Origin of the sequence: Halobellus ruber (assembly GCF_014212355.1) — an archaeon.
Classification (GTDB): Archaea; Halobacteriota; Halobacteria; order Halobacteriales; family Haloferacaceae; genus Haloquadratum; species Haloquadratum rubrum.
In genome coordinates this window covers 128,913-155,493 of record NZ_JACKXD010000007.1, presented here as the reverse complement: position 1 = coordinate 155,493, position 26,581 = coordinate 128,913, and the positions used below count along the sequence as shown (strand labels likewise).

Sequence of the window (26,581 nt, the reverse complement as noted above, 5' to 3'; positions counted from 1 at the left end):
ACCTTCTGTTCTCCAACGGAGCACATACTGCCCGGGAGATGTACAAGGAGGCCGACACTGACGTTCAGAACACGTATGCTAAGCGTGAAACTTCTGTTCTCTCGTTTGATGTCGAAGAGACCTACAGTATCCGCTCTGGGACTGGAACTCAACTCGGAACGCTCGAATACGGCACGTTCACGGTTATGGTACACGCCTCTTCCTACCGAGCGAAGTACAAGAACGGCGCGATCGATTCTGAGCGAACACCGTTCGAAGTCTGCGGCGATCCCGACTGTAGCGGGGTCGTGTACTACGATGACGACGAGGAGCCATACTGTAGCGCCGACAGCGAACATAACCCTGAAGCCGAGGAAGGTTCTGAATTCGTCCGACTTGGTTATTCTTACGAGACGGACGGCGTCAGGGTTGATCTTGGCACGTCCGAAACCTCACACGTGTTCGCGCACGGATTTCGACTCGCACTCCAGTTCCTTGGGGGTGTCAGCATCCGTGATCTGACTGAAGTCGTTCACGAGGCGTCCTCGATGGTTGATGTTTTCGATGCACAGGAAGGTGGAGCTGGTATCGCACATCTCCTTGTCGCCGGTTCAGACACGGAGAACTTCGACACCGCCATTCGCCTGATGCGCGATCATCTGGCGTGTGATTGCGGCGATGGATGCCCGCTGTGTTTGTATCAGTACGGCTGTGCTACCCGCAATCAAAGCGATACGTTCGATAGAGAAGGTGTCGTAGACCTATTGGAACGGACTGATTTACACTTGGTTCGCGGTAATCAGGCTATAGGAACATCACAAAACAATTCAAATTAACAGGAGTGAGTGAAGTCAAGTCTCAGTTCTCTTTTTATATACTCTCTATTTTGCCGTATTGAATAGTGGCGTCTTAGCAAGATGGAGCAACACTGGGTTTGAAACCGCAGGTGAGAGATGAGAGTAACTATTACCAGAGCCGTGATTTCTGGCATAGACCTGCTCACACCGACTCACCCTTCATCTTTATTGAGCGTGACTGAGTCACGGCTCGCAACACATCTGCTGTGATCTGGAAGTCACGGTCATATTGGAAGGCTTCATTATCCTCACTGTGATACCAGTTGATGGTGAGTAGTTATCCGTGAGGTTCTATGTGCCCGAGTGGGATGATCGGGTGGATGCAGATTACGATTTTGTCCACGATGAGCACTCGACGCTCGGGACTGATGAGCGGGAACTTGCGTATATTTGGGATCTGTTCGATCGGCAAACCACGCCAATAGACGGTGTTCTACTCTCGCGTGAACAGGCCGAGGAGAGTAAAGCCAAATCGGAACGTCTCCGCAAGTACGGGATCTATGATGCGCCGAAACTCGATGTTCCGGAGTGGTTGCCGACAGTCAGCGACTGTGGGGCGTGGGGGTACAAGTCGCTTCCGTTCCCGCCGTACGATAACCGTGAGATGCTGGCGTTCTACGAGCAACTCGGTGTTTCGACCGGTGTCACGATCGATCACTTGGTCCTTGGTGCTGGGCACACCGCTCGTCTCTATCTCGACGAGCGAGGGTTCGACGGTGACTTCGGGAAGGGGGATGTTCCGGACCGGTTGAAAGACGACGTGGACGTGATGGTTGATACCTGGCCGGATAGCGGTGAGTCTGTTGACGGGCGGACCTGGCCAGATTACGTAGCGGAAGAAGAACCGTCGATCTACGATGTCTCAGAAGTTGAGCCGTTCCGGCCGTCAGACTTCGAGGGGAGTACCACGGAGATCATCGATCGGATGCGTACTGATCCGCGGGCGGTCTACCGTGAGGACGATATGCAGTACCGGTATGATCTCACATTGCGGAACGCCCGGGAGATGTGGGAACAGTATCAGGCCGGTGATTACTCGTTCCGGCTGATGGCGGCGATTCAAGGGTGGGACCCCGAGTCGTATCGATCCGCTACCGAAGAGGTCCTTGAGCTCGGGTACCAGTATCTTGGGATCGGCGGGGTTGCTGGGAGTCCGGAAAATGTCGTCACCGACGTGGTGTCTGCCGTTGGACACACAATCAAGTCGTTTGAGCGGACGCACGAGACGCGAGTTGATTCACACGTCTTCGGGTTTGCGAAGACCGGTGCGTTCGAGACGATTGGGCGTAGCGGGATGGCGAGTTTCGATAGTGCGAGTATGCTGCGGGCGGCGTGGACCGGGGGGCAGAACTACCATTTCGGGCCTGATGAGCGGTACGATGCGATTCGAGTGCGGTATCCGACCCACCGGGACGACCTCGATACGAGCATCAAAAAGGCGCTTCGAGGCCAAGAGGTGCTGTACGCCTTACGCGCGTTCGATGATGGAGAGTCGATTGGTGAGGCGCTTAGGACGTGGCACGACCGTGCTACTGCCGCATTCGACGGAATCGAGTCGTATCTTCGAGAGCATCGCCACGACGACCGGTATGACTGTGAGTACATTCAGGAGACTGAGGAGTCGTTCCGGTCAGGGTATGAGCACGGGCGTGCCTTTCGGGCGAGTTTCGGGGATCCGTTGAGTTCGCAGCTGGTCAAACTGCTTCGAGACGATGATCCTGAAGATCCGATCCCGTTCGAGGAGTATCTCGAATACCTCGACGTTGCTGAGACAGTGTTTGCGGACTGGACGCCGACGCTCCTTGACCGAATCGACGACCTCGAAGATGATGAGCCCGGGACGCTTGAGGCGCTCTGGCCACTCGTTGAGTCGTACGCGACGTGGCCGCCGATTGATGACGGCGACCTGCTGACAGCGTACCGCGAGCTCCTGGCGGCGGAGCCGTGGACCGAGTGTTCGTGTCCGATCTGTGCCGAACACGGGATCGAAGTTGCGATCTTCCGTGGAAACAACCGCAACAGGCGTCGTGGGTTTCATAATACGCGGCAGTTCTACGACCAGTTCGAAGAGGAACTTCCGAAAATCCTCGTTGTAACTACTCCTGACGCATCTTTACCAGGGAAAGGCTCCATCGAAGAGTACCTGGTGGCGAACCGTACCGCGTTCTGGAACGCTGTACACGATCTCCCGGTCGCAGAGGTGGGGCTTGTCACGGCGGACGGCGTCTTCGAGTGGTGGGCGGATCGGCCCCGCGTCTCGCTTGATCCCGACGTGATGATCGAGGCGCTCGCTGATGGAGCTACGCGGTATCAGGATGTCTTCCTAGATACGCGACACTGGTCACCTGCGGAGCGACTCGAATCGGAACTGGCCGAGGCTGACTGTACGCTTCATACGTACGAGGACCCGGAGACGCTTCGGGCCGGTGTGCTTGATCGACTCGGCTACGGGGAGTCGTTTCTCCCGAAACAACTCGTTCAGTCCGGGCTCTCGGAGTACTAGGATGCGTCTGTTGATCATCGATCAGTGCTCGGGTAGCAAGGCTGTCCCGCGCGGAGTCGAAGTGTTCGACGTGAACGAGATTGATTCGGCGTCGCGTGATGAACTCCTTGACCGGGAGGGAATGCCCGCGATTCCGGCACGGAAGTTGTACGATGGCCGGCAGCAGCGATATATCGACTCTGCGGTTGATCAGCTTCGGGAAGTTGGTGATACGGTTGATAGATACTACGTGAGTGCTGGGTTTGGTGTCGTTGATGAACGGACGGAGTTGCCACCGTACAATGTGACGTTCGCGGAGATGACTTCGAGTGAGATCGATAACCGAGCGAGCGACCTCGGGATTTCAAATGATATCGTGGAACTGGTCAGTGCGACGGATCCATACGATATTGTCGTTTTCGCGCTGGGGGCGGACTACTACAGGGCGTGTGACATCACGCGGGTCCTTGATGCGCTTTCGGAGACGACGACCGGGGTGGTGTTCAATCGTGAAGAGGATGCAGCCAAGCGGGCTAATGTTGTGTCTGTGCCGGCCCGCACTGAGCAGGCTGATGAGTACGGATCGATCGTTGTAGCCTTGAAAGGAGTGTATTTGACTCACTTTGCGGGGCATCGCAACGCAGGTACTGTTCCAGCAACGCCTGCTGAGCTCAAAGAGTTGTTTTTCACGGATCCAGTAGAACAGACGGGTTTGAGCGATTTCTGAGGCGTCTCAGCGACCGTTCTCAAGAAGGGTATCGATCGTTTCGAGGCGCTTCAGTACTTCTTCCCCGCGTTCGGTGATTTCGTACTGTACGTTCTTTGTTGTGTGCTCCGTCCGGTCGATGAGTCCATACTTCTCAAGCAGTCGGAGTCGTTTCGTGATTATGTCGCTTGAGGTTTCCAACTGTGTTTCAATCTGTGAGAAGTTCTGTGGACTCTCGGCTGATAGTGCCGCAAGGATTTCGAGTGACCATTTCGGTTTGATGACTGACCGAACGGTCTCGTGCATCTACACCGGGTTCGAAGGGCAGGTCCAAAACGTGTATCGGTCGGTGATGAAATAGGTTGGTTTGTACCAAGCTTTATGAGCTGTGCCGACGAACGCGAGCGTGGCGCGATGCTGTATCGACAACGCTCACTCGACACCCCGACGGGGACACTGGAGACGCCGGTGTTGTTCCCGGTCAGCAACATCGGGAAACGGTCGAGTGACAACACGCCAGAATACGCGGACAGTATCCCAGACATCCGAACAGCGATGGTGAACGCCCGGGCGATCCGCCAGCGCGATCCTCAGTGGGACCGCATCCAGGATGGGGCGTCCCTCAGAGATGAGATGGGGGTTCCTTCGGACACGATTGTTTTCGCTGACAGCGGCGGATTCGACTTCGAGTCGGGTGATGTTGATACGACGCCCAAGCAGTCACTCGCTACCCAACGAGCGATAGGTGCTGATATTTTTGGGACGGTTGATGTGCCGCTTTCCCCAGAGAATCGTACGGCCGAGAATAAGGATCGGGTCGAACGCAGTACGGAGTACGCTCTTGAAGCGAGCGATCACCACGATGGTGATGCACTCCTCTTTGCTAGTGTCCACGGGTACACCACAGAGACTGTCGCAAACACTCTTCAGTATCTTGAGGATAATGGGGAGTTCGATGGGTACGCATTGGGGAGTATGGTTCCGATCCGGACGGACTATGAGAAAGTCACTCGACTGATACTTTCGGCGCGGCGGGCGACCGACAAACACCTACACGTCTACGGATTAGGGGGTATCGTCTACCAGCCGTTGCTGTTGTACCTCGGCGTCGATAGCTTCGATTCGACGGCGTTCATCAGAAGCGCCGGCAATCGGAACTATCTCTTACCGGGGTTCGGTGGGATTGAACTCCACCGAATTGACGAGTTGAACCACCTACCGTGCTCGTGTCCAGTCTGTGCAACCCGGGAATTCGACGAGATTCGAAAGGATCGTGATCTCCTGACCCAACACAATCTCTGGGCATTAGCGACCGAACTGAGACGGTTCCGGTTTATGGCCGCATCAGAGACCGACATTGAGGATTATCTCGATCTTCGGTTCCAGGGGAATGGAGTTACCGAACGGGCATACGGGATCGCAAAACAACAGGTACGGAGACTCAAATGAGCGAACGTCCGACGATACGGCCCGTCACGCTACCTCGCTTAGTCGAACTAACGAACGTCTGTGACGAGGACTCACAGTCCACGGACGCGATCCAGACTGCGCTCGACGTGAGTAAACGGCGTGCTCGTGAGACAATCCTCGAAGCCGTTCGACTCGACTTCCTCAATAAACACAGAGATCCTGACGAGGGAGAGGCCGACCCGGAGTACGTGACAAGCGACGTTGGCTCTGAGTTCCTTTCCGCTGTCAGGGCTGAGGCGTGGTCAGACGCGAGTGAGATCCTCAAGTTACAGAGCCCGCATTACGGTGCGTTCCTGGCTGTCGTTGCTGATCTTGAGGCGGCGCTCCCTGAAGTTGTGCTTGAGCGACTCGATACTGGGCAAGCACAAACTGACTATGAATTCAACCAGACAAGTCTCGACGTGCTCGGTGATTGGGGAGAACGGCTTGGAGCGATCCAGCGTAACGCGTTCACTGGGGCTTATTACAGGCCGTTGAACAGGAGTGTGTCGTCGGCGTTTCCCTCTGTTCTCCTTGAGACGTTCCACAATCTTGAGGAGACGACCGGCGTGAATATGAACCAGCATTACGTGTCGATCCCGGAGTTGCGGGAACACACCTGTGAGCGGCTCCAATGTACCCGGCAAGCTTTCGATAAGGGGCTGCTCACGCTGGCGAGCCAGAACGTTGGCCGCGTCGAGTTGTCAGGGGCACCTGTCGATACAGGTGCCAAAGAAGCTGCGTTCGGAGTCAAACAAATCGCGCTGACCAATGATGACGGGTTGGTTTCGACGGACCAGTCCACGGACCGTGTGATGGCCGGGGTCGAACAGTTCGACAAACAGTACTACTACCTCGCCATTCACGACGAGGACCTTACCTTCACACAGGAGACAACCCAATGACAAACGATTCGTTCACAATCACCGACCAGACGCGCGACTACGAGTTGTATGACCTCAACGAAAACCCGTTCCCGTACAGTCCGGTTCCCGAGGATGACCCGGAACTGTACTGTGGGCAACAACACGTTGCTGAAGCGGTCAGTGACACAGTGTCAACGTTGCTTGGGACAGGGAAGTCCAAACACTTGGTCGTCACAGGCAAGTACGGAAATGGGAAGTCACACACGCTGAAGTACGCCCGTTCGCTCGTACGGGATCGGGACGATGTGCTTGTCGGGTATGTCGCCCAACCCGGTGAGGGCTTTCTCGACATCTACCACGAATTTATGTACGATGTCGGATTCGACGGCGTTCAAGAGATCGCGTATGAATTCCTTGCGACCGTCGCCCGGACAGAAACCCAGGCCGATCCGGATGACGCCGAAGCAATGCGGGAACTCATCGATAGTGGGGAAGTCCTGTTATCTGAGCTTGTCCCGACCGCGATCCAACGGTTGAGCGATATCACGAAGTTCGCTGACTTCGCCCGTGCGGTTGTTCATATGGTGTACGAGGACACCAACCTCTACGCCTGGCAGTGGCTTACTGCAGAGGGTATCCGGTACGAGCAACGCAAGGAAATGGAGATACATACAGCCCTCGACGACGACACGATGGGCGTTCGGGCATTCACCTCGTTCAAGAACCTCTTGCGTGATTTGGGGTACACAGGCGTGTTTGTCTTCATCGACGAGTTCGAAGCCATCGCTCGCCTCAAAAACAAGACCAAGCAGTCGACATTGAATAGCATCCGGCATCTAATGGATCAAAACGGATCCGGACTTTCGATCCTCTTTGCCTGCGCCCCCGAAGTGTGGCAAGATGTAATGAGCGAGTACCACGCATTCTCTGAGCGGATTGGTAATGAGGTCGCTCTTCGACCGCTTACTGATGAGCAGATCAGGGAGTTGATTATTTCATATCTCAACACGGCCCGACCGAGGAATCGTGACTCCATCGAACCGTTTACCGAAGAAAGCCTCACTTTTGTCCTGCAGCGCTCGCAGGGTAACATCCGACAGGTGCTTTCGCTGTGTAGTCGGGTGTTAGATCAAGCCTCTTCCAAAGATCGCACCCTGATTGATGAAGCATTCGTCCAAGACGCACTCTGAGAATTAGCTTCGACCTCAGGACATACTCTCACTACTGTGAATCGCCAGCCTCCTCCTGCCGTTTCCGATCCGACTCATCGAATCCATCGGTGTGGCCCGTAGAGCGGACTTCACTGACGCGAGCACTCGTGGAGTCGTACGCTGCCTCTGCACCTTCCCCACTGTGGTCCATATCGAGTGACTTCTGTGCATCCATTCCCATCCGCTCGGCGGTGAGTGCGGCATCTTGGTTAGCACCGATGAACAGGAACTCCCACTTGAACTCCTCGCGCCAGTATTCAACGATGCCCTGGACGGACTCCTGCGATGTCTCGGAGGCGTTCTCCTTCCCGTCGGTCAGAACGACTACAACCACGGAGTCGGGTTCGTTTGCGTCCAGCGACGCGAGGTGTGAATTCGTTCCGTCAATTGCCGTCACAATAGCGTCGTAAAGCGCTGTTTGTCCGCCGGGTACGTAGTTCTCCTCGTCGAGTTCTTCGGCATCCGTGAGGCGCCGTCCCTCGTAGATGGTCTCGACATTTGTATTAAACTCATAGAGACTAACGGATGCGGATCCCTCCTCAGTACGCTGATCTTCGAGGAATGAATTGAAACCGCCGATCGTGTCGTTGCGGATCTTTGCCATCGAACCGGAGGAGTCGAGGACAAAAGTGATGTGCGAGTCCATTGCATCAGTCCGACTACATCATCGTATATAAGTGAGAAATGGGGAGACAAAGGTTGGATCAACAATCGGTCATTCCTCAAGCGAGAACCTCGGGCGCGCCGGGCAACTCCACCGAACGTCACACTCCGCACAGGTTCCCTCGGACAACTCGTCGTCGGGAGTAATGTCGAACCAATTCCCACCGTCGCTCCGGAGCAGTGGGTTTCGCCTGACCAATCCTTCCACTTTGTCGTGCTACCCCATCTTATATAAATGAAAAAACGATCCGCTTCCGACAGTATTTATTCGGACGTGTCGACGACGTTTCTGAGTTGCTGCCACGCTTTGTGGTAGAGGCGCTGTTTGTCCATCACCGAGTCTGTTACACTGTCGAGACGAGTCAAATCCATATTATCCTCGATGTCCGCCATCTTGACGCGTGCCGCGATGGGGTTCTGAGCCGCCCGCTCGACGAACTCCATATAGTCCTCGTCTTCCCGTTTCGTGAGGGCATCGACGGCAACACGGACCTCGCGGCCGAACCGGTCTTCGATCTCTGCTAACTCGTAGTCAGAATCCTCAACGACGTCGTGGAGCACTGCGACAGTCCGTTCTCGTTCGGTGTCCATCTGCTCCATCACGCGGAGCGGATGGCGAATGTAGGTCGCTCCTGCCTTGTCTTCCTGCCCCTCATATGCGTCAACCGCGATGCGAATGGCCTCCTCGAGATTGTTCATACCGAAGACAGTAGGTTTCGATTCATAAAAGAAGGGAGTATACAAGCGGTACTGTTTAGTTAGCAACGAAATCGACGAGAACGGCAGAGTGAGACCTCGGAAGCCGGCGCGCTCTCGATTCCTGGGACTCGCAGTTACAATCCCTGTAGATTTCACCCCGTGAGTAGTTCGCGTCAACCGCCGACACAGGCAGGTCTTCCGCTTTCGAAGAAAGACACGTATCCCAATGTGGCCGTTCCACGCCTTCTAGCTGAGTAACTTTACTTTCACCGTCGTTCGCGAATCCTTATAACGCACGAATGTCTCCGGAAAGAGTGCAAATCGATGACAACACTCCTCCACGTCAGCGATACTCACCTCGGGAACCGACAGTATGGAAGTGACATACGAAAAGACGATATGGCAGAGGCGTTTGACCGGGCGATCGACGTTGCCGTAGACGAGAATGTCGATGCAGTCATTCATACTGGCGACTTGTTCGATAGTCGAACGCCCTCACTGCCCGAGGTCACCCGCTGTATCCAGACGCTGCGGAAACTCGAAGAGGCCGATATTCCGTTCTATGGCATCGTCGGGAACCACGACAGCAAGATGGACGAACAGTGGCTCGACCTCATTCACGAGACAGGGACTGCTGAGCGACTGTCTCGTGAACCGACGATAGTTGGCGGCGACGTCGCCGTATACGGTATCGATTCGGTTACGAAGCCTTCCTGGCACTCGAAGGACTTCACCCTCGAACCGCCGGAGGACTCAGACGCGTTCACGCTACTCTGTATGCATCAACTTCTCGCACCGCCGATTCCCGGGTCGGAGGAATTCATAGCCGATCACTCGGCCGAGGAAGTTCTCGACCGCGTCGGGATCGACTTGGACGCGCTAGCTCTCGGTGACTACCACAAGCCCGAAGAGGACGTCGTCAATGACGTTCCGGTCTGGTACGCCGGCTCGACTGAGCGCTGTAGTCTCACAGAAGAAGAACCGCGGAGCGTGAGTCTCCTCGAGGTCGAAGACGGCTCGATTCGACGGCGGAAGCGCGAACTGGACACGCGGGAGTTCGCCCCGATCTCGATCGAGTTCAGCGAGGGCGACGCACACAGTCGACTCAACGATGTGCTGGACCAGTACGATCTTAAAAACAAAGTCGGACACATAACCCTTCGAGGCGAACGCACCGCTCTAACCTCGAGCGACGTCTACAGCGCCGTGATGGATCGTGGTGCCGCAGTCGCCAAAATCAACGACGACCGTGGCCGGCAGGAACTCAATCTTGGTGACGGTCCCGAAGGTGACATTCAGAACCCAGATGAGATCATCGACGAACAGATCGCCAACGAGAACCTGAGCGAAACTGCTCTCTCGATTGACGAACGGGTTCGCGGCGACGAAGGACTTCCGAACAGCAAGGACGGCGTCGCCGACGAAATCGAGGAAGACATCAAACAGGCTCAGAAGGAGGCCTTCAGCGACGACAGGGCCGACTCCGCTGAGGAGGTGGCAGAATGAAAATCAAAGAGCTGACTCTCCAGAACATTCGCAGCTACGAGGATCAGACGGTCGAATTCCCGGAAGGAACGATCCTTGTTCACGGTGAAAACGGCGCTGGGAAGACATCACTCCTGATGGGAATCTTCGGTGGACTGTTTCTGTCCGACATCACCAGCGCCGGCAACCAGAGTTTCAACCTCGACGACTTGGTTCGCCGCGACGAGGACAAAGCCCACATCGAACTAGTGTTCGAGATCAACGGGGTAGACTACACGGTCGAATGGACGTTCTATACAACGAGCACAGGCCCGTCTGCGACGCTCACGTCCCCTGCGCTTTCCGAGCCGGTGAGTCAGGTCAGTAATGTCAAAGACGAGATTCAGAAGATCCTCGGTATGGACAAGGACGACTTCTCGGCCAGCGTCTACGTCCGCCAAGGAGAAATCAACCGGCTCATCGATGCCGATACCCGGACTGAACTGATTGACAGTCTCCTCAACCTCGACGTAATCGATGAGTACGTCACGAAGATGGAGGGGGCGAAACGCGGGGCGAAGCGCATTCGACGCGATAACGAGAACTATCGCGAGAAAGCCGAAGAGCAACTCGAAAAAAAGTACGATCGCGACGAGTCCCAGTTCGAGGCTGATATTAGCGACCTCACTAACGAGCTTCAGGAGAGAGAGGACGAGAAAGAAGAGGTGGAGGAGTTCATCCACAAACTGGATGACCGACGAAGCGAGCTTGAGGGGAAAATCGACTCGTACGAGGAGACACTGGAAAAGAAGGAAGAGAAGAAGTCCCAGATCGAGGACGCTGAGAGTTCCCGGGCTGAGAAACGGCAGGAGAAACAAGATGCCCAAGACGCCATCGAGGCCAGCCGCGCCGATATTGAGGAACTGGAAGAGGAAATCATCGACTTGGACGAAGCCGTTGAGTACGACTTGAGTACAGCGGCTACCGTCGAGGACGCTGCCGAGTCCGTTCAAAAGGAGTATACTGACGCGCAACAGGACCGCACGAAGTGCGACAGTGAATTAGAGACGGCTCGTGACAACCTCCAGGATCTCGAAGACGACCTCAAAGATGAAAAAGGCGAGTTAGAGTCGGTTGAGCGGGAACTCGCTGAAGAGGAAGCAACGCTTGAAAAAAAGCAGGAGGAGCTATCTGACGAGGAAGACGAGTTGCAGCGCCGTGTTAATGCACGCGATAAAAAAGCAGCAGACTTCCTCCCCGAAACACCGGCCGACGCGATCGATGAGAGCGTGCGCGAAGAGGTTGAAGTACGCGTCGACGAACTCGATAACGAACGCGAGGAAGCTGACAAAGACCTCACCAGAGTCCGGACAGAACTCGAACAAAAGCGAGACGACCTAGAGGACAAAGAGGGGGCTCTCCAGGAGACCCAGTCTGACCTGGAAACAGCACGTGATGAGCGGGATTCGCGTGAGCAGGCGCTAGAGGAGTTGGAGTCCGAGGTTGAGACGGCAAAGGAAGAGTTCAACAGCCGCGTTGAAGACCTTCAGCAGGAGGGTGACTCTCTCGAAGCGGAGATTCCCGTGGATAGTCTGGCCGAGGTTCGGGACGAACGTATTCCGGGGAGACAGGACGAACTGGCGTCCGAAATCGAGTCGGTTAGTGAATCGATTGCTGGGTTGGAAACCCGGGAAGAGCAACTCCAGGAAGACATCGAGGAAGTACAGAATCTCAGCGATCAAGACAAGTGCCCCAAATGTGGTCAGGAGGTCGACGAGTCCTATGTCGAAGACGAAATCGGAGACTATGAGGACGAACTGGCTCAAGTCCGGGAGGAACTCGACGAGAAGCGCGATCAAAAAGCCGACCTCGAGGCCGAGCGCACGGCCCTCGGCAACCTCCTCGACGACGTTCGTGACATCATAAACTATCGCGACGAGGTACTCAAGGAGAAGCGAAGCGCTCGGGACGACAAACAGGGCGAGGTAGACGACGCCGAGGAACGTGTTGATGAGTTAGAGTCCGACATCAGCGAACTGGAGAGCCAGATTTCTGAGTTGGAAGACAAGATTGAGTCGCTTGAGGAAGAGGAGTCTGAACTGAGTGGGCAGGTCGAAGAATTCGAAGCAGAGGTTGCCGCTGGCGAGACGGTCCTCGATGCGTTCAGCGAGGTCGAAGAGCAACGAGACACGGTCGAAACGCTCCAAGAAGCAGTCGAAGATCTAGAAGAGGACATCGGTGATCTCGAAGAACAAATCCGGGACGCTCAAGAGACGATTAACGACTTGGAGTCTAAGATAGAATCACAAGAGGAGACAGTTGCGGAAAAAGAGGCGGCACTTGCGGAGGCCGAGGAACGCGTCGACGAGATTGAGGAGACTCGGTCGCACGTCGGTGACGCCCAAGACAAGTACGATGAGATCGACGACCTCCAGAACGCCATCGATCGGCACGAGCTAACTGTTGCCAACTGTGACGAGCGAATACAGGACCTGAACCAGCGTATCAGCACTCTGGAGAGTGAAAAAGAGGCTCTTGAGGAAGAACTGGGCGACACCGACGTCGATAGTCTGCGAGACGACCGCGACAAACTCGAGGAACGTATCGAGGAACTAGAAGAGGAGGTCGAAGACTACGAATCGGAAATTCATAACCTCCGCGACGAGCGCATATCGTTGGAGAAGGACCTGGATAGCCTGCGTGAGCTGAAGGAAGACATTGATCGCTACGAACGCCAGTACCAGTGGGCAGACGCGGTCATCGGCGAGATCGATACGATGCTGGCTGCGTACCGGGGTTCCAAGTCGGAACTTCGCGAGCAGTATCTCGGGTATCTGCGAGAGTACACGAACGAAATCTTCGACGAAGTCTACAAGAACAGCAGCTACCAGCAGGTCGTCATCCGCGAGGTGGAAAACAAGGGCGACTTACAGTACGACTTGAAGCTACTTCGCAACGATGGAGACCTGGAGGACCCCAGTAACGCTAGTGGTGGCGAGAGAGCGATCGTCAATCTCGCCCTTCGAGCCGGGATCTACCGTCTAATCGCCGAGCTTGAGGGCGGCGACCGCGGGAAACTCCCTCCCTTCATCCTCGACGAACCAACCACCTTCCTCGACGAGGGCCACGTCGGTCAACTCGAGGAGATGCTCAATACGATCAAGAGCTGGGACGTCCCACAGGTCATCGTCGTCAGCCACGAGGAAAGCCTGATTCACGGCGCCGACCACGAATGCAGAATCACTATCGACGAGGAAACCAACACCAGCCAGGTCGAGATGCGAGCCGCTGGTGGTGACGAAGCCGCGATAGGGGACGACTGATGGAGTCAAACGCACTCTCTGTCGTTCGTAGTCTGTTCGACCACATCGACGCGAACGTTCCGCGTGAACAGGATGAACAGGCCGCGTATGCCAGAGAACTCTTCGGCTATCTCAGCCACTCTGGTGGATCAGTCGAGGCACTTGAGCAGCCAAGCTATCAGAAGACGCGGCTCAGCGAACTGGGAACGTGGACCGAGGACCCGTGGGAACAACCAACCTATGGTCTCGACGCAAGTACCACCCAGCCGATTGAGTTCAACGACGGGCTGATCGTCGACACAGCCTACGCAAAGATCGGGGTCATCGGACAGGGGGCAAACCACGCGATCGAAGAAGGTGGGACTGTCAAGACGGTCGTACACTTCGCTGACAGCGACAGCACACTTCACAATACTGACGCCGTCGAAGGGGACGTGGAAGGAGAGGTTATCCGGTTCCCGGACGTCGGTCGCTCACGAAACCTGTCGAAGGATGTCGCAACTGCCGCACAGCATTTGGCCGAAAGCGAACACCTCGTTGATAACACAGACAGCATCGACGGCGTCTGCTTCATCGACGGCGCAGTCTATCCACTGGGGGTTGTCTACTGGCTCCTGTTAGACGAACTCGGTCGGTCGACCCCCGCAGGAGCGTGGGAGATCCCCCGCCGAATCCTCGGGAACTATGCTGACTTCGTCGACAAGCAGTTCGAGAAAGACCTGCCCGTCGTCGGCGTCGTAAAGACGTCGACGATGGACGAGCTCCTCACGGCCCTCGATGAGAAAATCTCGCGCCACAATCTCACCGGCGACGACGGTGTACGTATCGACGTTCCCTGGACACGCGATCATCAGTTCACAGGCGAAGTGTTGCGAGATAGCAGCCTCGACCACTTGACGTATACCTCCTGGTTTGTACAGGAAGAACTTCCCCTTCGAAACCAGTCGTTCGACCTGCTCAGTAGTATTGAGTCCAGACTTTCGCACGGCGGTGCGAGTGATTACCAACGGGCGTTCTTCTACGTCCGACTCCCAAAGACGGGTGACGTCCTGCGTGTCGAGGCCCCGTATCTGATGGTCAGAGAAGAGGATCGACGGAGGGCCGTCCAGTACAAGACCCTCAAGGAGATCGCGCAGAAGCAGGACGTCCCCGGTGCCGTCGGCCGCGCCGACCGTATCGCCCGCATCACCAGCGAAAACCGCGAAACAATTCGGAATATGATCCGCTCGAGCGAAGCGTCCTTCGACCACAATTGGGACGGCCGCTGGAGCGACATCGAAGACGTTGACTCTGGACTATGACTGAGGACATCGACGACCTCCTGAACGAAGACCCGACCCTCGAAGACGACGGCGACGGCTCAACCGCGGCTACTGACGAGTCGCCGAGTGGATCCGACGAATCCAGCACCACCGGCGGCGTTCCCGAGACGTCGGTGCCAAGCGCCGACGGCGATCTCGCCGAGGGCGAAATCGGCCACGTCCTCGCAAGCGAGGAGATTATGATCGGTCGCGACGAGTACAACGTCAACGCGTTCGTCACCACCACCGAGCGTGACGAGGTTCGCGTGGGAGATTACGTCCAAATTCCATACCCGAACAGTAACGACGAACTCTTTGCGGTCACGGACAAGCTTCGCTACGAACCTTACACCGACCTCGATGACAAATCAGACACGCACAACCACATTAGCCGGCATCAGGATCTCGACGAGTCAGAGTTCGTTCTAGTTGCGTCCCTCGATCCGATTGCGATCCTCAGTCCGACACAGGACGGAAACTTGGATAGAGGAATCGTGAATCGGATTCCGAAGCCAAACACACCGGTGAGCCTCTCACGTGATGACGAGTACCTTCGAACCGGACTGAGTATTCCCGACGAGGGACCGTTCTGTGGCTACCTCTCGGTTGGCGGCGAAGAGATGATCATCGACGACGACAAGTTCCCGTACTATTTGTCGAACCCGGGAATCGATCCAGAGACGGGAGAACCAGAGCCTGGTGAACCAGCGATTTTCAGACACTCTCTCGTCGCCGGCTCTACCGGGAAAGGAAAGACGCACTTCACGAAGAATCTGCTGCGCCAGTTCGTCGACGGGCAGCGTTATCCTATCGAACACCACGAATCGGGCGAGCAATTACAGGGCCGGCTGAACACCGTGATCATCGACCCCGAGAACGAATACTGGCAGATGGGCGAGGATCCCGAACTCGACGAGGAAACCAAGCAGAAGCTCCGTCGGCAGGGGATCAAGGTCGGTGGCATCAGCGATCTCGAAGTGTTTGTCCCGAGCGTCGGGAACGTGCCGAACCCAGGAACCGGTACGCAGCAACCGTTCGGTATCCCCTTCGAACTCGTCCGATCGCGTCCGCAGCTGTTGATGCCGTACCAGCCGCGTGAGACCATTCGTAGCGCTCTGGAGATGGCCCTCGACTCGTACTTCGACGCTGCCGACGCAGATGGGAAGGCACCGACGTACAGCGACTTCCGCTCCTATGTTCAAACGAGCGAGGAACTCCAAGACGACAGTGAGATCGCGAGTCAGACCTGGTCAGCGATGATTCGCCGAATCAAGGACCCGACGTTCGAGAACGTGTTCGACCACGGGATGTCGTCGCTTACAGACCTGGCTAACGATATGTTCCGCGGGGGCCAGGTAACCGTGATTCCCACGAGCCACCTTCGCGGTGCGAAAGAACACCTGACCGTGCTCTCGATCCTCTCGTACATCATCGAGAACAAAATCGACGACCACCACGTGGTCGACCAGATCAAGAACACCCCAATGCTTGTCGCCGTCGACGAGGCACACAACTACTTCTCATCTCCCGAGTCCCTTCGTGAGCAGTACATTGTGCGGCGTGCGCGAGAAGCCGTCAAGCAGGGCCGCAAGGACAAGCTAGGGCTGATGATGATCACGCAAAACCCGGAAGACATCGACGATGACATCTTGAAGCAAATCAACACGAACATCTTCCTCGGATTGCGGGAGGAAGTTATTGAAAAAGTCCCCTCGATTCCCCGGGGATTCAAGCGTGACATCCCGAAATTCCGAAAGGGGCAGGCCGTTGTCAAAGCCCCTGATGTTGAAGCGGTTGAGGTTGTCGGACTCCCTGACTGTGTAACAAAGCACGATTAGTTCCCGATAAGACGACCTCGTTGAGTTCCTCAACGTGTCAGACTGTCCGTGGGTAAAACAGCCCGGGAGCGAAGTACCCTGTTGAAAAGCAGTGTTGGCTGAGGGGGTTTGGACTCAAGCCGGCTTATTAGTGATTGAGGCCGGTGGCCTCACGGTTGGGATCGTCTTAGCGTGGCTCCGAGGCCGCTATTCAACACGGCAAAATAACTATGATACAGTCTCAGGATTGCTGGTACGATGACGAATCCTCGATGAGGCGTGCGAAGACGTCCTTCGACTCGAGTGTCCCCTGGTTCCCGACGAACGTGATGTCACAACCGCTGGAGAGCAGGCCGTAGACCACTGATGGTTGGTCCAGCGGCGGACGGACGATCCCGGTCTCGTTGGCCGTGCCGAAACTCACGACAGCGTGACCGGCAATCGATCCAGTTAGCGACTCCGGCCGTTCGACGGGGACCGCGCAGTCGCGCTCCGCGAGTTGTCGCTTGATGCCCGTCGCGTGGCGTTCGAACGGAGTCACGACGATATCGGGTTCTTCCTGTACAACAAGTTCGGCGACGATTTGCTCGGCGATCCGGTTCGAAAGCAGTGCCCGGTTGAACTGCGGAAGTTCTGCAGCACTAGTCTGAATGACAACTTGGTGGTGAGACGCTCCGGAGCCCTCGATCGGCTCTTTCGATCGCAGGTAGAGACTTTCATCGTCGAGCACGACGATCGAATCTGGTCGGAGCAGGGTCGCATCGAGTTCGATTCGATGCTCGAACAATTCATTCGCCGCCATCGGCGAGAGGGGCGTGTCGGTAACGTCGAATACCAACCGCTGGGCCGTCCCAGCAGCCGCTGGGACTGTCGATTCCAGCGTGACATCTTCGACGGCTGTCTCCTCGTCACCCTGGACGTTCAGAAACGTCAGGTCGCCGTCGATCGACTCCCACGGTCCCTCTTGATAGAACCGCTGAAGTGCCGGCGGCGCCTCGCCGTGCACTTGGAGACTCACTGCGTCGCTCGTCGGGAACGAGCGGTACCGTTCGAAAGTCGTTTCGAAGTGAGTGTCAAGGCTCGCTTCCGTAGCGGACTGGCTGAGTAGTTTGGGTCCTGCTCGTCGGCTGTCGCCGACGGCGACAACCCGGTCAGCGATGTCAGCCAGGAAGTCGTACTCAGGTTCGGTCAGTCGCTCGGCACCAAGAAGCACCACCGCGTCGAAGAAGCTCTCGGTGTGATTGCGGTCGATGAACGGCACGGTCGGCAGTTTGTGGAAGAACTCTCGGATTCCCCCCGGCCCGTTTTTACTCGTTGCCTGCTGAACCGTCGAAACCAGCGAGCGTGCGTCCTTGAGCCGAGACTGGATCTCGTGGTAGCCATCGGTGTTCTGGATCGCGTCGTTTCCACCAGTACCGTCGAGTCGGTAGTGGTTGCCCACGGGTTGGCCTTGGAGGGCCGCCTCAGCGAGGTCCGGACGGGTACAGAGAACGAGCGTGCGGCAGTCTGCTGATGGGATTGTGCCGGTTGACTCGTTTAGTGTCGGGTAGTCTGCCGTCACAATCGCTTCGATCATATCCGCTATCGTCGATCTACGGTCTGTCCGAACGGGTACGTCGACGAGTACCTGCTCGTGATCGAGATACGTAGGAACGGCTTGGGGGGCGATCGTTTCCGGAACGGAGCTATCGGCACCATCGGAGCGAGTCTGATGGGTCGGATCGCCGCCGTTACGACGCTGTGCGAAGTCGAGGTAGGGGAGGTAGCGATCCTGGACAGATTCGACGCTAAAGGTGTAGAGCGCCTGTGCTGGGGCATCACTCGTTAAGAAGTCACTGAGACCCAGACTCCGGTCCAGTGGACTGAACAGATACTCGTCGTCTTCGGCCCCATAGTAGACCGCTCGTCCGCCTGAGTCCTGTGACGGGATCGTAAGCTCAACGACATCACCGGGGTCGAACGCCGGTACGACCGGATCTGGCGTCACAAAGCGGATGATCGTCCCCGCGGCCGTCGCCCCGACACACGAGAGATCGGTTAGCAGGTAGCCAGAGTCGGTCAAGACATCGTCGTCGAGTTTATCGACGACGCGCCGGGCAGTCTTTCTCGCTGATTCCTCCTCGCGGAACGCCGCTCGGACGCTCTCGTAGTGGTCAATCGTATCGGGCTCACGGTACTGGGTTCGCTGGTCGCAGGTGTCGAACAGGGAACATTGCGAGGTCAACCCCCCACCGTCAGTCTCGTAGCAGGGCCACCGACGTTCGTTCTGGCAGTGGTATGTACATGCCGGCGGGAGAGTATCCGAGGGGCCGGATATCCACTCCTCGTTGGCGAACGCACACCCTTCGCAATCACGGTTGTATGGTGACGGTGGTGCATACGCTTCGCCAGTCTCGATCACGGCGTTCCGGGTTTCGATGAACGCCTCGACATCGGCCATAGTGAGTTCGATGTCCTCAACTCGAACGCCTTCGCCCGGCGTGTTCGGGTAGACTAGCGTCCCCGTTTGCCCGGTGGCGACTGCATCACGGAAAGACGCGCCGGCCTGGATCCGTTCGAGCAGGAGCGCGAACAGGTACAGTTTGATCTGGCGGCCGTGTCGCTCAATCAGGTCCGCGCTCGGGTTTCGTGTCGTCTTGAGGTCCAGAGGCGTCCCGTCGAGGATGACATCGACCCGTCCCGCGTACCCGAACTCGTTCGAGAGGAATTGCTCGACCTCGATCGTGTCGGCCTCGCTGATCCGCTCACAGAATTCGGCGTCTGTGAACAACGTCGTGACCGCCTCGATGATCTGGTCTCTAACATCGAGCCCCACGCCGGAGAGAACGAGGAGTGCCTGTCTGAACCCGAACTCGTCTTCGAATATCGATTCACAAAACTCCTCTACACCGGCTTCGTCCCAAGTGTTTGTCCGGAATCGATCCGGGTCATCCTCAAGGGCTGTCTCGGTGATCGTGTGCAGCGCGTCGCCTCTAAAACGGTTTTCCATCCGTCCCGGGTTCGTCTCGAACTTATTACCGGGGTACACCTGCTTGACATACCGGAGGTAGTACTCCCGCGGGCAGCGGTCCTGCGTGCGGAGTTTGCTCTTACTTATGAGTTTCTCGGGTGATCGGATGACGAACGATGTCACGTTGAGATAGATCGCGCCGTCACTTGAGCGACGGTTCGGAATCGCACGCACGATTACCTCTTCGCCTCGCTGGAGAGAACCTCCCTCGTGAGACCCGGTTTCCAGCGCGTCGCCACTCGGGATCCCGAGCGTCGAGATCACGTACGGTGCTGTCTGTTCAAGCCGCTCGTGGGTGTTCGGTTTCTCCGTCCAGAACGAGAGGAAGATGTCGTTAGAGAGGGTATTGTACGGGTCGTCGACGCGGTAGATCGTCTTTGTACCCGAAGTCTTGCCGGGCAGCGGTTCGCTCTGAATCCGACACTGCATCGTCTGTTCGTCACCTGCTGTGGCACCTAGGTCGTCTACGACTGTGGAGAGGTCAGAGATCATTGGTCGAATACCGCCGTGAGTAGCCTTCTGTTGAGTTTTGCTTCCTGCTGACCGGTTCCGTGGAGGCAAAGACCGGGTTCGGTCTTCAAACAGTCCGGGCAGGCCGTGATACACTGGACCGTCAGTTCACCGAGCCGCTCTCCGAGTTCCGCAATATCTCGCCGTCCGGAGTCGTCGGCGAAGCGCTCGTACGTCGCCTTGATTTGTGGGTCTGTGAAAACGTGCCGATCGAGGTGGAGCGCGAGGTCGACAACGCGAGGGATCCGTCCGACTTGCTCTTCGACCGTTGTGTACTCGGCTGCAACGTACGAGTAAAATGCCGCAATCTCCCGCGTCTCGAAGAGGCTTTGAGTGCGCTGTTCGACGTGTGAGACTAAATCCTTCATCGAGTACGCGTCGGGGTTAGCGACGCGATCCGCAACCTTCTCCTCGACTAATTCAATGAATCGGTCGTGGTCGTTGCGATAGACATCGTATAGTGACCCGTCAGGATACTGTGCAAGGAGGTCGATAGTCGATCGGTCTGCCGTCCCAGAGTGGCACAGTCCCTGGCTCGCTAAGCCCGGTCCCACCGCCGGGGCGTCGGTCTGAAGTGTTTCGTAGACCTCTTTTGCGATCCCCGCGCCGCCCTGGATCGGGTCGTATACAGATATCTTCGCGGAACTAGCCTCCATTTCTTGGAAGTTCAGATCGTACCATAGTTCGAACGAAGTGCCTGACCCTGTCAAGTTATTCGACCACGTTGAGAGTGCGTGCTCCGCGGAGTGGACGAGCACCCGCTCGGCGAAGTCGACGAGGAACTCCCGGTTTCGGGATCGGGCGAGCAGTTCGGCGAGCGGCCCCGGATTCTCTTCGACCGTCTCTTGGACCCCTGAGACAGCACGTCCCTCGTGCCCTAACAGGCGCAAGTGGCGGGTCGCATCGTCCGGGAGGAGACGCTCAATCTCCGTCACGAGACTCGTCCCCGAGAGCGTGAAGACGCCCATCTCGTCCCCGTCGACGACCCGACGCCAGTAGTCGACCCCCAGGAGGTGCTCGACAAGCGGCTTGACGGCGAACACGTGTTCGATCGCACCCTCGTCGAAGAAGAGCCGTTGCCAGATGTTAGACTCAAGCATCGCGAATCGTAGGTCGCGCTCAAGCCGCGGATGCTCCACTAGTGCCGTCTCGATGCGATCCCGGACTGTGTCGCGATCCAAGTCGAACGTCAGGAGTTGGCTGCGCTCACGGCTCGCAACGAAGGCGGTCGTATCGTCGGCCTCATTTCGGTACCGGAGGATTTCGGAGCGCGTACTGTCACTGCCACGTGGGTATAGTGTCAGGAGTGACGCGTAGTAACAGCGGACGAACTCCCGGTCGTCGTCGAACGAGAGTCCGCTGATAAGGGCCGATCCGTCGTAGGTCTCTCCTTTCTCGTCGAACCCCTCTGGGGGATGTTTGAACCACAGGTAGTTGGTCGTCGGGTCCGACGCCAGTGATTCTGAGTTGAACGGTGGATCGCCGATCCACGGGATGCCCATCTTGGGAATCCACACGTACGACGGGTCGTTCTTGTTCTCTTTTGTCACCTTGATCGAGAGCGGTTCGTATACGCGGACGTCGTCAGTATCGAACGAGAGTTCTGTATACGCGACTTCGTCGGCCGAGTCAAGGAGTTCGGTCAATGGATACGAGTCCGACCACTCGAACATAGGTGCGATGTCGGCGTGGCCACAGTCCGAGTCGTGCCCCCAGTTTCCGCGCCACAGATCGAAGTTACCCCACCGCTGTTTGTACCCGCCCGGGAGGAAATTGTTGAGCATTTGGTTCAGGTTCTCCCGAGCTAGGGTCTCTTCGGGGTCGGTGTCAGCGTCGACAACGGTGACTGACCCGCCGATCTCTTCGGGGATGAACGTTCCAGCGACGACGTAAGGGCTCGAGGCTTGCGGGTCGGCTCCGTAAATTCCGGCGAGATCGATGTACCCGTAGTCGTCGTCCTCAATGTAGCTTCGGATCCCTTGGAGGCGTGCGATACGGAGTCTGTTCGCCTCCTCGTTGGATTCTGCACCTCCCGTCATCGGTCGTCAACCTTCCGGAGCAGCATATCGATCTCGTCGAGTGCCTTCTGTCCATCTTCTTCGACCATCCTGGCGAAGAACTCCCAGTAGACTTCGCCGCTGTCGGGTAGTATTTTTTCGTCAAGGCAATCGAGATACGAGTCGAACTGTGACAGGACGGTTTCTACCTCCTCAGAGTCGACGTTGTAGGTGTCCGAAAGCCACTGTTCTAATTGCGTCCGGTGGTCGTCGAACATCTGTCGGAGATAGTCGATGTCGGGGCCGGTGGTGGACCGAGTGCCGCTGAACAGCCGTTGAGCGTCCACAGTGTTGGCGACGTTGAAATAGTCCAGAACGGATGCCGTCATATGTTCGGCGCGAATGAACCGGTTATTCTCATCCAGTGGGATCCTCAGGTGTTTGTCCCGGGGATCGCTGAGGTAGTTCGAGTGGTGGAAGTAGTACGAATCGGTGGGGGTCGACCCGAGGACCACGACTGTGATCGGTTCGTCGTTGGCGTCGCGGCCGCCACGCCCCTTCCGCTGAAGGAAGCCGGGCACGTTCCGGGGAGCGCGGTACTGGAACGTGCCGATGATACTGGCGTGATCGAACCCGACTTCAAGTGCACTCGTCGTGATCAGTTGATCCCAGTCATCGCCAGCATAGTGGTCTGATCCGGCGTACCGCGTGCTCCCGCTTTTGTGGATCGCGACGGTCATATCTTTGAGGTCCATCGCACGGTCCTGCATCGTCCACCAGCACTCGCCGTCCTGATACACCGGACAGGGATTGACGTTAGGGTTGGGCGGTTGAGATTCACAGATCGCCGCCTCGTCAAACTGGTCGTCTGTCGCCCCCCGGAAGAGGTCGCGTGGACAGTCCGGGTTGTTCCCCCGTTCCCCGAGCAGAGCGTCCGGCATCCGAAACTTGAACAACTCGTTATCCTCGGCCTCTTGGACGTAGCCGCCCAGGCGACTCACCGAGTCGATCGAGTCGACGAACCCGAGGATGCGGTTCTTGTCCGCCTCTAATCCGTCTCGATCACCGGCTCTCTCCTTCCGCATTGTGTGGAAGAACGCGAACGCGACTTGGATCATACAGGAGAGATTCGTTGCCGTGCTCTGGCTGACATCGTCCCACTCATTCTCGGGTTTGTACATAGACTCTCCAAGTGGGACTCGGACCTCTCGAGGGTCGGTGGCCTTGACGAAGACGAAGTGTTCGCGGCTCAGCGTGTCCTGTTCGTCGGGAGTTGGACAAATCCGGACAGCATCCTCCGTATCGAAGATCCGTCGCGTGAAGTCCTCAGCGTTGTTGATCGTCGCACTAGAGGCGACAAGTGTGGGTTGTTGCTGTGGCGCCGTCCGCCGCAGTCCCTGTTTGAACCGGCGTACGACGTTCGAAACGTTCATTCCTGCCTGGTCAGTGTAGATGTGAACCTCGTCCAGTACGAGGAACTTTGTGGGATAGGGGCTCTTCCAGAGGGCCTCGCGCCCGTAGTTGTCCATCATTCGCCGGTGCAGCGAATTCTGCGTCGTAACGATGACATCCGCGGCAGCAGACCGGTCGACTGTCGCGTACTCGACGGTGTGTGACGCATCGTTGTCACACTCGAAGTTCTTCTTTTTGTACTCCTCCGGGACGGATAACTCGCCGTCACAGTGGGGGCAGTCGAGGGTGAGACTCCGCCGACTACTGTGCTGGATGCTGATGGTCAGTGGAGCGTCCTCGAACGATGCGTCCAGACTGTCCTCGATCCTGTTCAGTTCGGTGATATACTCGAATGCCCGCTCAAACTGGTTGTTACAGAGGTCGCGCCGCGGGTAAGTCAAGAGTGCCTTGTTCCCGCTGATGTTGGCTTTCGCTGCAGTAAGACAATACGCTAGCGTCGGGAAGAGGAACGCCTCGGTCTTCCCACCCCCGGTGCTCGCCGTAACGACGTGTGAGGTCGTGTCGCCGGCGTGCTTGGTCATCGCGTCCAGGTAGAGGTCACGAAACGCGCGAGCTTGGAATGCCGCCAGCGAGTCGAAATCATCGGGGAGTCCGTTGTCAAAGAAGTCACTCATCGTTTCCATCGTCTCACCGACGACATCACGCCACTCGCTCCCGACCGTATCGTCCAGTTCCCACGCGGGTTCGGTCGAGTCCTCGGTCACACGTTCGTTGATCTTCCTGATCGGCTGTCTGAACCGTGCCGCTTCCGGCTCGTCCCTTCCCATTATCGGCTGCTTCCGATCCGCCGACGCCATCTTGATCATCTTGACGAGGTTCGGCGTGAACTGGTAGTCGGTCTCGTCGGTGAGCCGTTGTCGAACGAGCGCAAAGTACCGCGCCATCTCGGCGACGTGGCTCCGGACCTCCTGACGCGTCCCGACGTACAAGAGTTGGCCGTCGTCAACTAGATGTTCGATCAGCCGGTGGAAAAGTTCCCGGGCAATTCGTTCTTCCCCCATTTCCATCGTGTCAACGACGAGTTCGTCCGACCGGAGGACTTCGGTTACGAACGTGCTGTCACCGCCAAGATGGTCGTTCTCGAACGCTGCATAGACTCCATCAAGGGCGGCCGTCGCGTCGTAGTTGCCCGCGTTGATCTCCTGCTGGCAAACTTCCGTGACTGCCTCGAGAACCGTGTCCTCAACGTCTTCGTAGACCGAGTCGACGTTTACGAACGTCTCCCACGCCCGATCTATCGTCTCTAAGTCGACTGATGCTGCGCCTGTACTCATAACTTGAACTCGATAGTGATGTCTGCGATTTCTCCGTCAGAGTAGAGTTGTATAACCTGTTCGAGGATGTCCACCACGTCGAACTCTGTCGCGGCGGCTGTACGTTCGACACTCCCGTCGTGTCTTACCAAGAGTTGCCGTAGGCGTGTCGTAGTCGACTGCTCAGTCTCGGTTTCGAGAGCCGCAGCCACCGCATCGAGTAGATCTTCGGCTGCCCCCCGTGAGACACAGCGTTCTATACCAATGTCGACAGTAAGTCCCGTTTCGGTAACCGTGTCGGCGAGCGCTTCAGTCATCTGCTGGTCAGCGTACGCCCGAGCTATACTGTAGTGGAGCATCAGGCAGCCCTCGAATGCGGTCGCTGCAGACTCCGGTGCACGGTCGTCGTGTTCTTCGACCGTCGAAAGGAGTTCCTTCACCCGTTTTAAATCTGCTGCAAATGCTGTTCGATCCTCGTTGTCATCCCCCAGATTGGCGAGGTATTGGTGGATATCCTCCAGAAGTGACGACGCAACTTCCTGGAGTGCCACTGTCGCCTCGGAGTCAGTGACGTCAGACAGACGTTCGAAGCGAGCCGTCCGGAGTTGTCGCTCGACACCACCCAATGACAACCGATCGCTCCCGTAAACGCGGTCGTGACGATCGTTTTCGACTAGTCGACATAACATCGAATGTTGCTGTTCAGCCTTCTGGCCGGGTTCTGAGGAGTCGTCGAGTCGATCAAGTAGCGTAAGCTGATGATCAAGTCGCGCGACGTCAGCCTCAACCACGACCCGCTGCCGATGACTGAGCGCTGAGAGAACCTGATAAAGCGCCGTGATCCTTTCTGCTGTCGTCTCCGCGAGTTCAATATCAGAGTCATCTATCGTCAACCGGTCGTCCAGTTCGTTGAGTTCCCGCTTGAAGCCTTCGAGACTCTGAATTATCGGCTGTGGGACCGCTTCGGTCCGCTCAAGCGCTTCGTACTCCTCGCGGGCGTCGTTGAGTTTTTTACGTGCGCTCGCGAGAACCGTCTCAAACCTATCTGTCGCAGAAGCCATCTGGGATGATATACTAACTACAATCTCTAACAGGAGTGTTAAAGATAGCGCCCAGAATCCTGGCTGTGCGTCGGAATGGAAACCACTCACAATCTTAATACGCCCTCCAACCGAAGTTCCACCCGGCGCATCGCGCGCCTACGGTGATAACCGACTAAACTACCGTCGGCCGGGCTATCCGGAACTGGCCAAAGTTCCAGATAAGTGGTCGGCGGCGATCTCGGCGTAACCACCCGGGATCAACCAGTCCTTGCGGACTGGTTTTCGAATCGAGTAGAACCGGTTTCTCGTTTATATGTGACGCTGTAATTCACTCTGGTAGATCCTGGAAACAGAGCGTCAGACCAATCACAGAACTAATATCGCTGTGATACAAAATATGAGACAAGGTCGTACGCGGACTAAAATCCGCGTCCACCGAGCACCGGTTTCCGGTCGCCGTGGTGGTTCCACGGTTATCACCGTACACGTATGTATGCTA

At 56.8% G+C, this 26,581-nt stretch carries 17 protein-coding genes; 10 read left to right on the top strand and 7 right to left on the bottom strand.

Annotated features, from left to right (window positions below):
- From H5V44_RS16530 to H5V44_RS16520, 3 genes are all read left to right on the top strand, one after another.
- Nucleotides 1-815 (top strand): Zn-binding domain-containing protein (locus H5V44_RS16530; protein WP_185194236.1); only part of this gene is annotated, 815 nt, incomplete at its 5' end.
- A gap of 316 nt (nt 816-1,131) precedes the next feature.
- Nucleotides 1,132-3,339: a queuine tRNA-ribosyltransferase tRNA-guanine transglycosylase gene (locus H5V44_RS16525; RefSeq protein ID WP_221625799.1), complete on the top strand. Its 2,208-nt coding sequence runs from the start codon at nt 1,132-1,134 to the stop codon at nt 3,337-3,339.
- 1 nt (nt 3,340) lies between these two features.
- Nucleotides 3,341-4,045, top strand: a complete 705-nt coding sequence (locus tag H5V44_RS16520; RefSeq protein WP_185194234.1) for a hypothetical protein — start codon at nt 3,341-3,343, stop codon at nt 4,043-4,045.
- A gap of 6 nt (nt 4,046-4,051) precedes the next feature.
- On the opposite strand, the gene H5V44_RS16515 is transcribed toward H5V44_RS16520, so the two are convergent.
- On the bottom strand, nt 4,052-4,330 hold the full coding sequence (locus tag H5V44_RS16515) for a winged helix-turn-helix transcriptional regulator (RefSeq protein ID WP_185194233.1): 279 nt from the start codon (nt 4,328-4,330) through the stop codon (nt 4,052-4,054).
- 108 nt (nt 4,331-4,438) lie between these two features.
- On the opposite strand from H5V44_RS16515, the gene H5V44_RS16510 reads away from it, so the two are divergent.
- From H5V44_RS16510 to H5V44_RS16500, 3 genes are read left to right on the top strand one after another with little or no spacing between them, the layout of a single operon-like run.
- Complete coding sequence (locus tag H5V44_RS16510) at nt 4,439-5,473, top strand: tRNA-guanine transglycosylase (protein WP_185194232.1); 1,035 nt, start codon at nt 4,439-4,441, stop codon at nt 5,471-5,473.
- Nucleotides 5,470-6,378 carry a hypothetical protein gene (locus H5V44_RS16505; protein WP_185194231.1) on the top strand — a complete coding sequence of 303 codons (909 nt, stop codon included), beginning with the start codon at nt 5,470-5,472 and terminating at the stop codon, nt 6,376-6,378. The genes H5V44_RS16510 and H5V44_RS16505 overlap by 4 nt, the downstream gene beginning before the upstream one ends.
- On the top strand, nt 6,375-7,529 hold the full coding sequence (locus H5V44_RS16500; protein ID WP_185194230.1) for a BREX system ATP-binding domain-containing protein: 1,155 nt from the start codon (nt 6,375-6,377) through the stop codon (nt 7,527-7,529). Before H5V44_RS16505 ends, H5V44_RS16500 begins: the two co-directional genes overlap by 4 nt.
- A 31-nt stretch (nt 7,530-7,560) precedes the next feature.
- On the opposite strand, the gene H5V44_RS16495 is transcribed toward H5V44_RS16500, so the two are convergent.
- Entirely contained in the window at nt 7,561-8,196 is a 636-nt protein-coding gene (locus H5V44_RS16495) for a vWA domain-containing protein (RefSeq protein WP_185194229.1), read from the bottom strand.
- A gap of 281 nt (nt 8,197-8,477) precedes the next feature.
- A complete protein-coding gene (locus H5V44_RS16490) occupies nt 8,478-8,912 on the bottom strand; it encodes an HD domain-containing protein (RefSeq protein WP_185194228.1) in 435 nt (144 codons plus the stop codon).
- 324 nt (nt 8,913-9,236) lie between these two features.
- Between H5V44_RS16490 and H5V44_RS16485 the strand changes: the two genes are divergently transcribed.
- From H5V44_RS16485 to H5V44_RS16470, 4 genes are read left to right on the top strand one after another with little or no spacing between them, the layout of a single operon-like run.
- The gene (locus tag H5V44_RS16485; RefSeq protein WP_185194227.1) at nt 9,237-10,418 is read left to right on the top strand and encodes a DNA repair exonuclease; all 1,182 of its coding nucleotides are present in this window, start codon (nt 9,237-9,239) and stop codon (nt 10,416-10,418) included.
- Entirely contained in the window at nt 10,415-13,699 is a 3,285-nt protein-coding gene (locus tag H5V44_RS16480) for an AAA family ATPase (RefSeq protein WP_185194226.1), read from the top strand. Before H5V44_RS16485 ends, H5V44_RS16480 begins: the two co-directional genes overlap by 4 nt.
- Nucleotides 13,699-14,979 (top strand): DNA double-strand break repair nuclease NurA, encoded by a 1,281-nt coding sequence (locus tag H5V44_RS16475; RefSeq protein ID WP_185194225.1) that lies wholly within the window; start codon nt 13,699-13,701, stop codon nt 14,977-14,979. Before H5V44_RS16480 ends, H5V44_RS16475 begins: the two co-directional genes overlap by 1 nt.
- Nucleotides 14,976-16,817: an ATP-binding protein gene (locus H5V44_RS16470; protein WP_185194224.1), complete on the top strand. Its 1,842-nt coding sequence runs from the start codon at nt 14,976-14,978 to the stop codon at nt 16,815-16,817. Before H5V44_RS16475 ends, H5V44_RS16470 begins: the two co-directional genes overlap by 4 nt.
- Before the next feature lie 220 nt (nt 16,818-17,037).
- Here the strand turns inward: H5V44_RS16470 and H5V44_RS16465 are convergent, their stop codons facing one another.
- From H5V44_RS16465 to H5V44_RS16450, 4 genes are read right to left on the bottom strand one after another with little or no spacing between them, the layout of a single operon-like run.
- Nucleotides 17,038-20,298 carry a RecB family exonuclease gene (locus H5V44_RS16465; protein WP_185194223.1) on the bottom strand — a complete coding sequence of 1,087 codons (3,261 nt, stop codon included), beginning with the start codon at nt 20,296-20,298 and terminating at the stop codon, nt 17,038-17,040.
- Complete coding sequence (locus H5V44_RS16460) at nt 20,295-22,355, bottom strand: hypothetical protein (RefSeq protein WP_185194222.1); 2,061 nt, start codon at nt 22,353-22,355, stop codon at nt 20,295-20,297. The genes H5V44_RS16465 and H5V44_RS16460 overlap by 4 nt, the downstream gene beginning before the upstream one ends.
- A complete protein-coding gene (locus H5V44_RS16455) occupies nt 22,352-25,060 on the bottom strand; it encodes a DEAD/DEAH box helicase (protein WP_185194221.1) in 2,709 nt (902 codons plus the stop codon). Before H5V44_RS16455 ends, H5V44_RS16460 begins: the two co-directional genes overlap by 4 nt.
- Complete coding sequence (locus H5V44_RS16450) at nt 25,057-26,100, bottom strand: hypothetical protein (RefSeq protein ID WP_185194220.1); 1,044 nt, start codon at nt 26,098-26,100, stop codon at nt 25,057-25,059. The genes H5V44_RS16455 and H5V44_RS16450 overlap by 4 nt, the downstream gene beginning before the upstream one ends.
- Between the last annotated feature and the right edge of the window lie 481 nt (nt 26,101-26,581).

Bases quoted from the DNA above. Each gene is read 5' to 3' on its own strand.
- H5V44_RS16520 (WP_185194234.1), top strand. From the start codon at position 3,341: ATGCGTCTGTTGATCATCGATCAGTGCTCGGGTAGCAAGGCTGTCCCG.
- H5V44_RS16515 (WP_185194233.1), bottom strand. From the start codon at position 4,330: ATGCACGAGACCGTTCGGTCAGTCATCAAACCGAAATGGTCACTCGAA.
- H5V44_RS16510 (WP_185194232.1), top strand. From the start codon at position 4,439: ATGCTGTATCGACAACGCTCACTCGACACCCCGACGGGGACACTGGAG.
- H5V44_RS16505 (WP_185194231.1), top strand. From the start codon at position 5,470: ATGAGCGAACGTCCGACGATACGGCCCGTCACGCTACCTCGCTTAGTC.
- H5V44_RS16500 (WP_185194230.1), top strand. From the start codon at position 6,375: ATGACAAACGATTCGTTCACAATCACCGACCAGACGCGCGACTACGAG.
- H5V44_RS16495 (WP_185194229.1), bottom strand. From the start codon at position 8,196: ATGGACTCGCACATCACTTTTGTCCTCGACTCCTCCGGTTCGATGGCA.
- H5V44_RS16490 (WP_185194228.1), bottom strand. From the start codon at position 8,912: ATGAACAATCTCGAGGAGGCCATTCGCATCGCGGTTGACGCATATGAG.
- H5V44_RS16485 (WP_185194227.1), top strand. From the start codon at position 9,237: ATGACAACACTCCTCCACGTCAGCGATACTCACCTCGGGAACCGACAG.
- H5V44_RS16480 (WP_185194226.1), top strand. From the start codon at position 10,415: ATGAAAATCAAAGAGCTGACTCTCCAGAACATTCGCAGCTACGAGGAT.
- H5V44_RS16475 (WP_185194225.1), top strand. From the start codon at position 13,699: ATGGAGTCAAACGCACTCTCTGTCGTTCGTAGTCTGTTCGACCACATC.
- H5V44_RS16470 (WP_185194224.1), top strand. From the start codon at position 14,976: ATGACTGAGGACATCGACGACCTCCTGAACGAAGACCCGACCCTCGAA.
- H5V44_RS16465 (WP_185194223.1), bottom strand. From the start codon at position 20,298: ATGATCTCTGACCTCTCCACAGTCGTAGACGACCTAGGTGCCACAGCA.
- H5V44_RS16460 (WP_185194222.1), bottom strand. From the start codon at position 22,355: ATGACGGGAGGTGCAGAATCCAACGAGGAGGCGAACAGACTCCGTATC.
- H5V44_RS16455 (WP_185194221.1), bottom strand. From the start codon at position 25,060: ATGAGTACAGGCGCAGCATCAGTCGACTTAGAGACGATAGATCGGGCG.
- H5V44_RS16450 (WP_185194220.1), bottom strand. From the start codon at position 26,100: ATGGCTTCTGCGACAGATAGGTTTGAGACGGTTCTCGCGAGCGCACGT.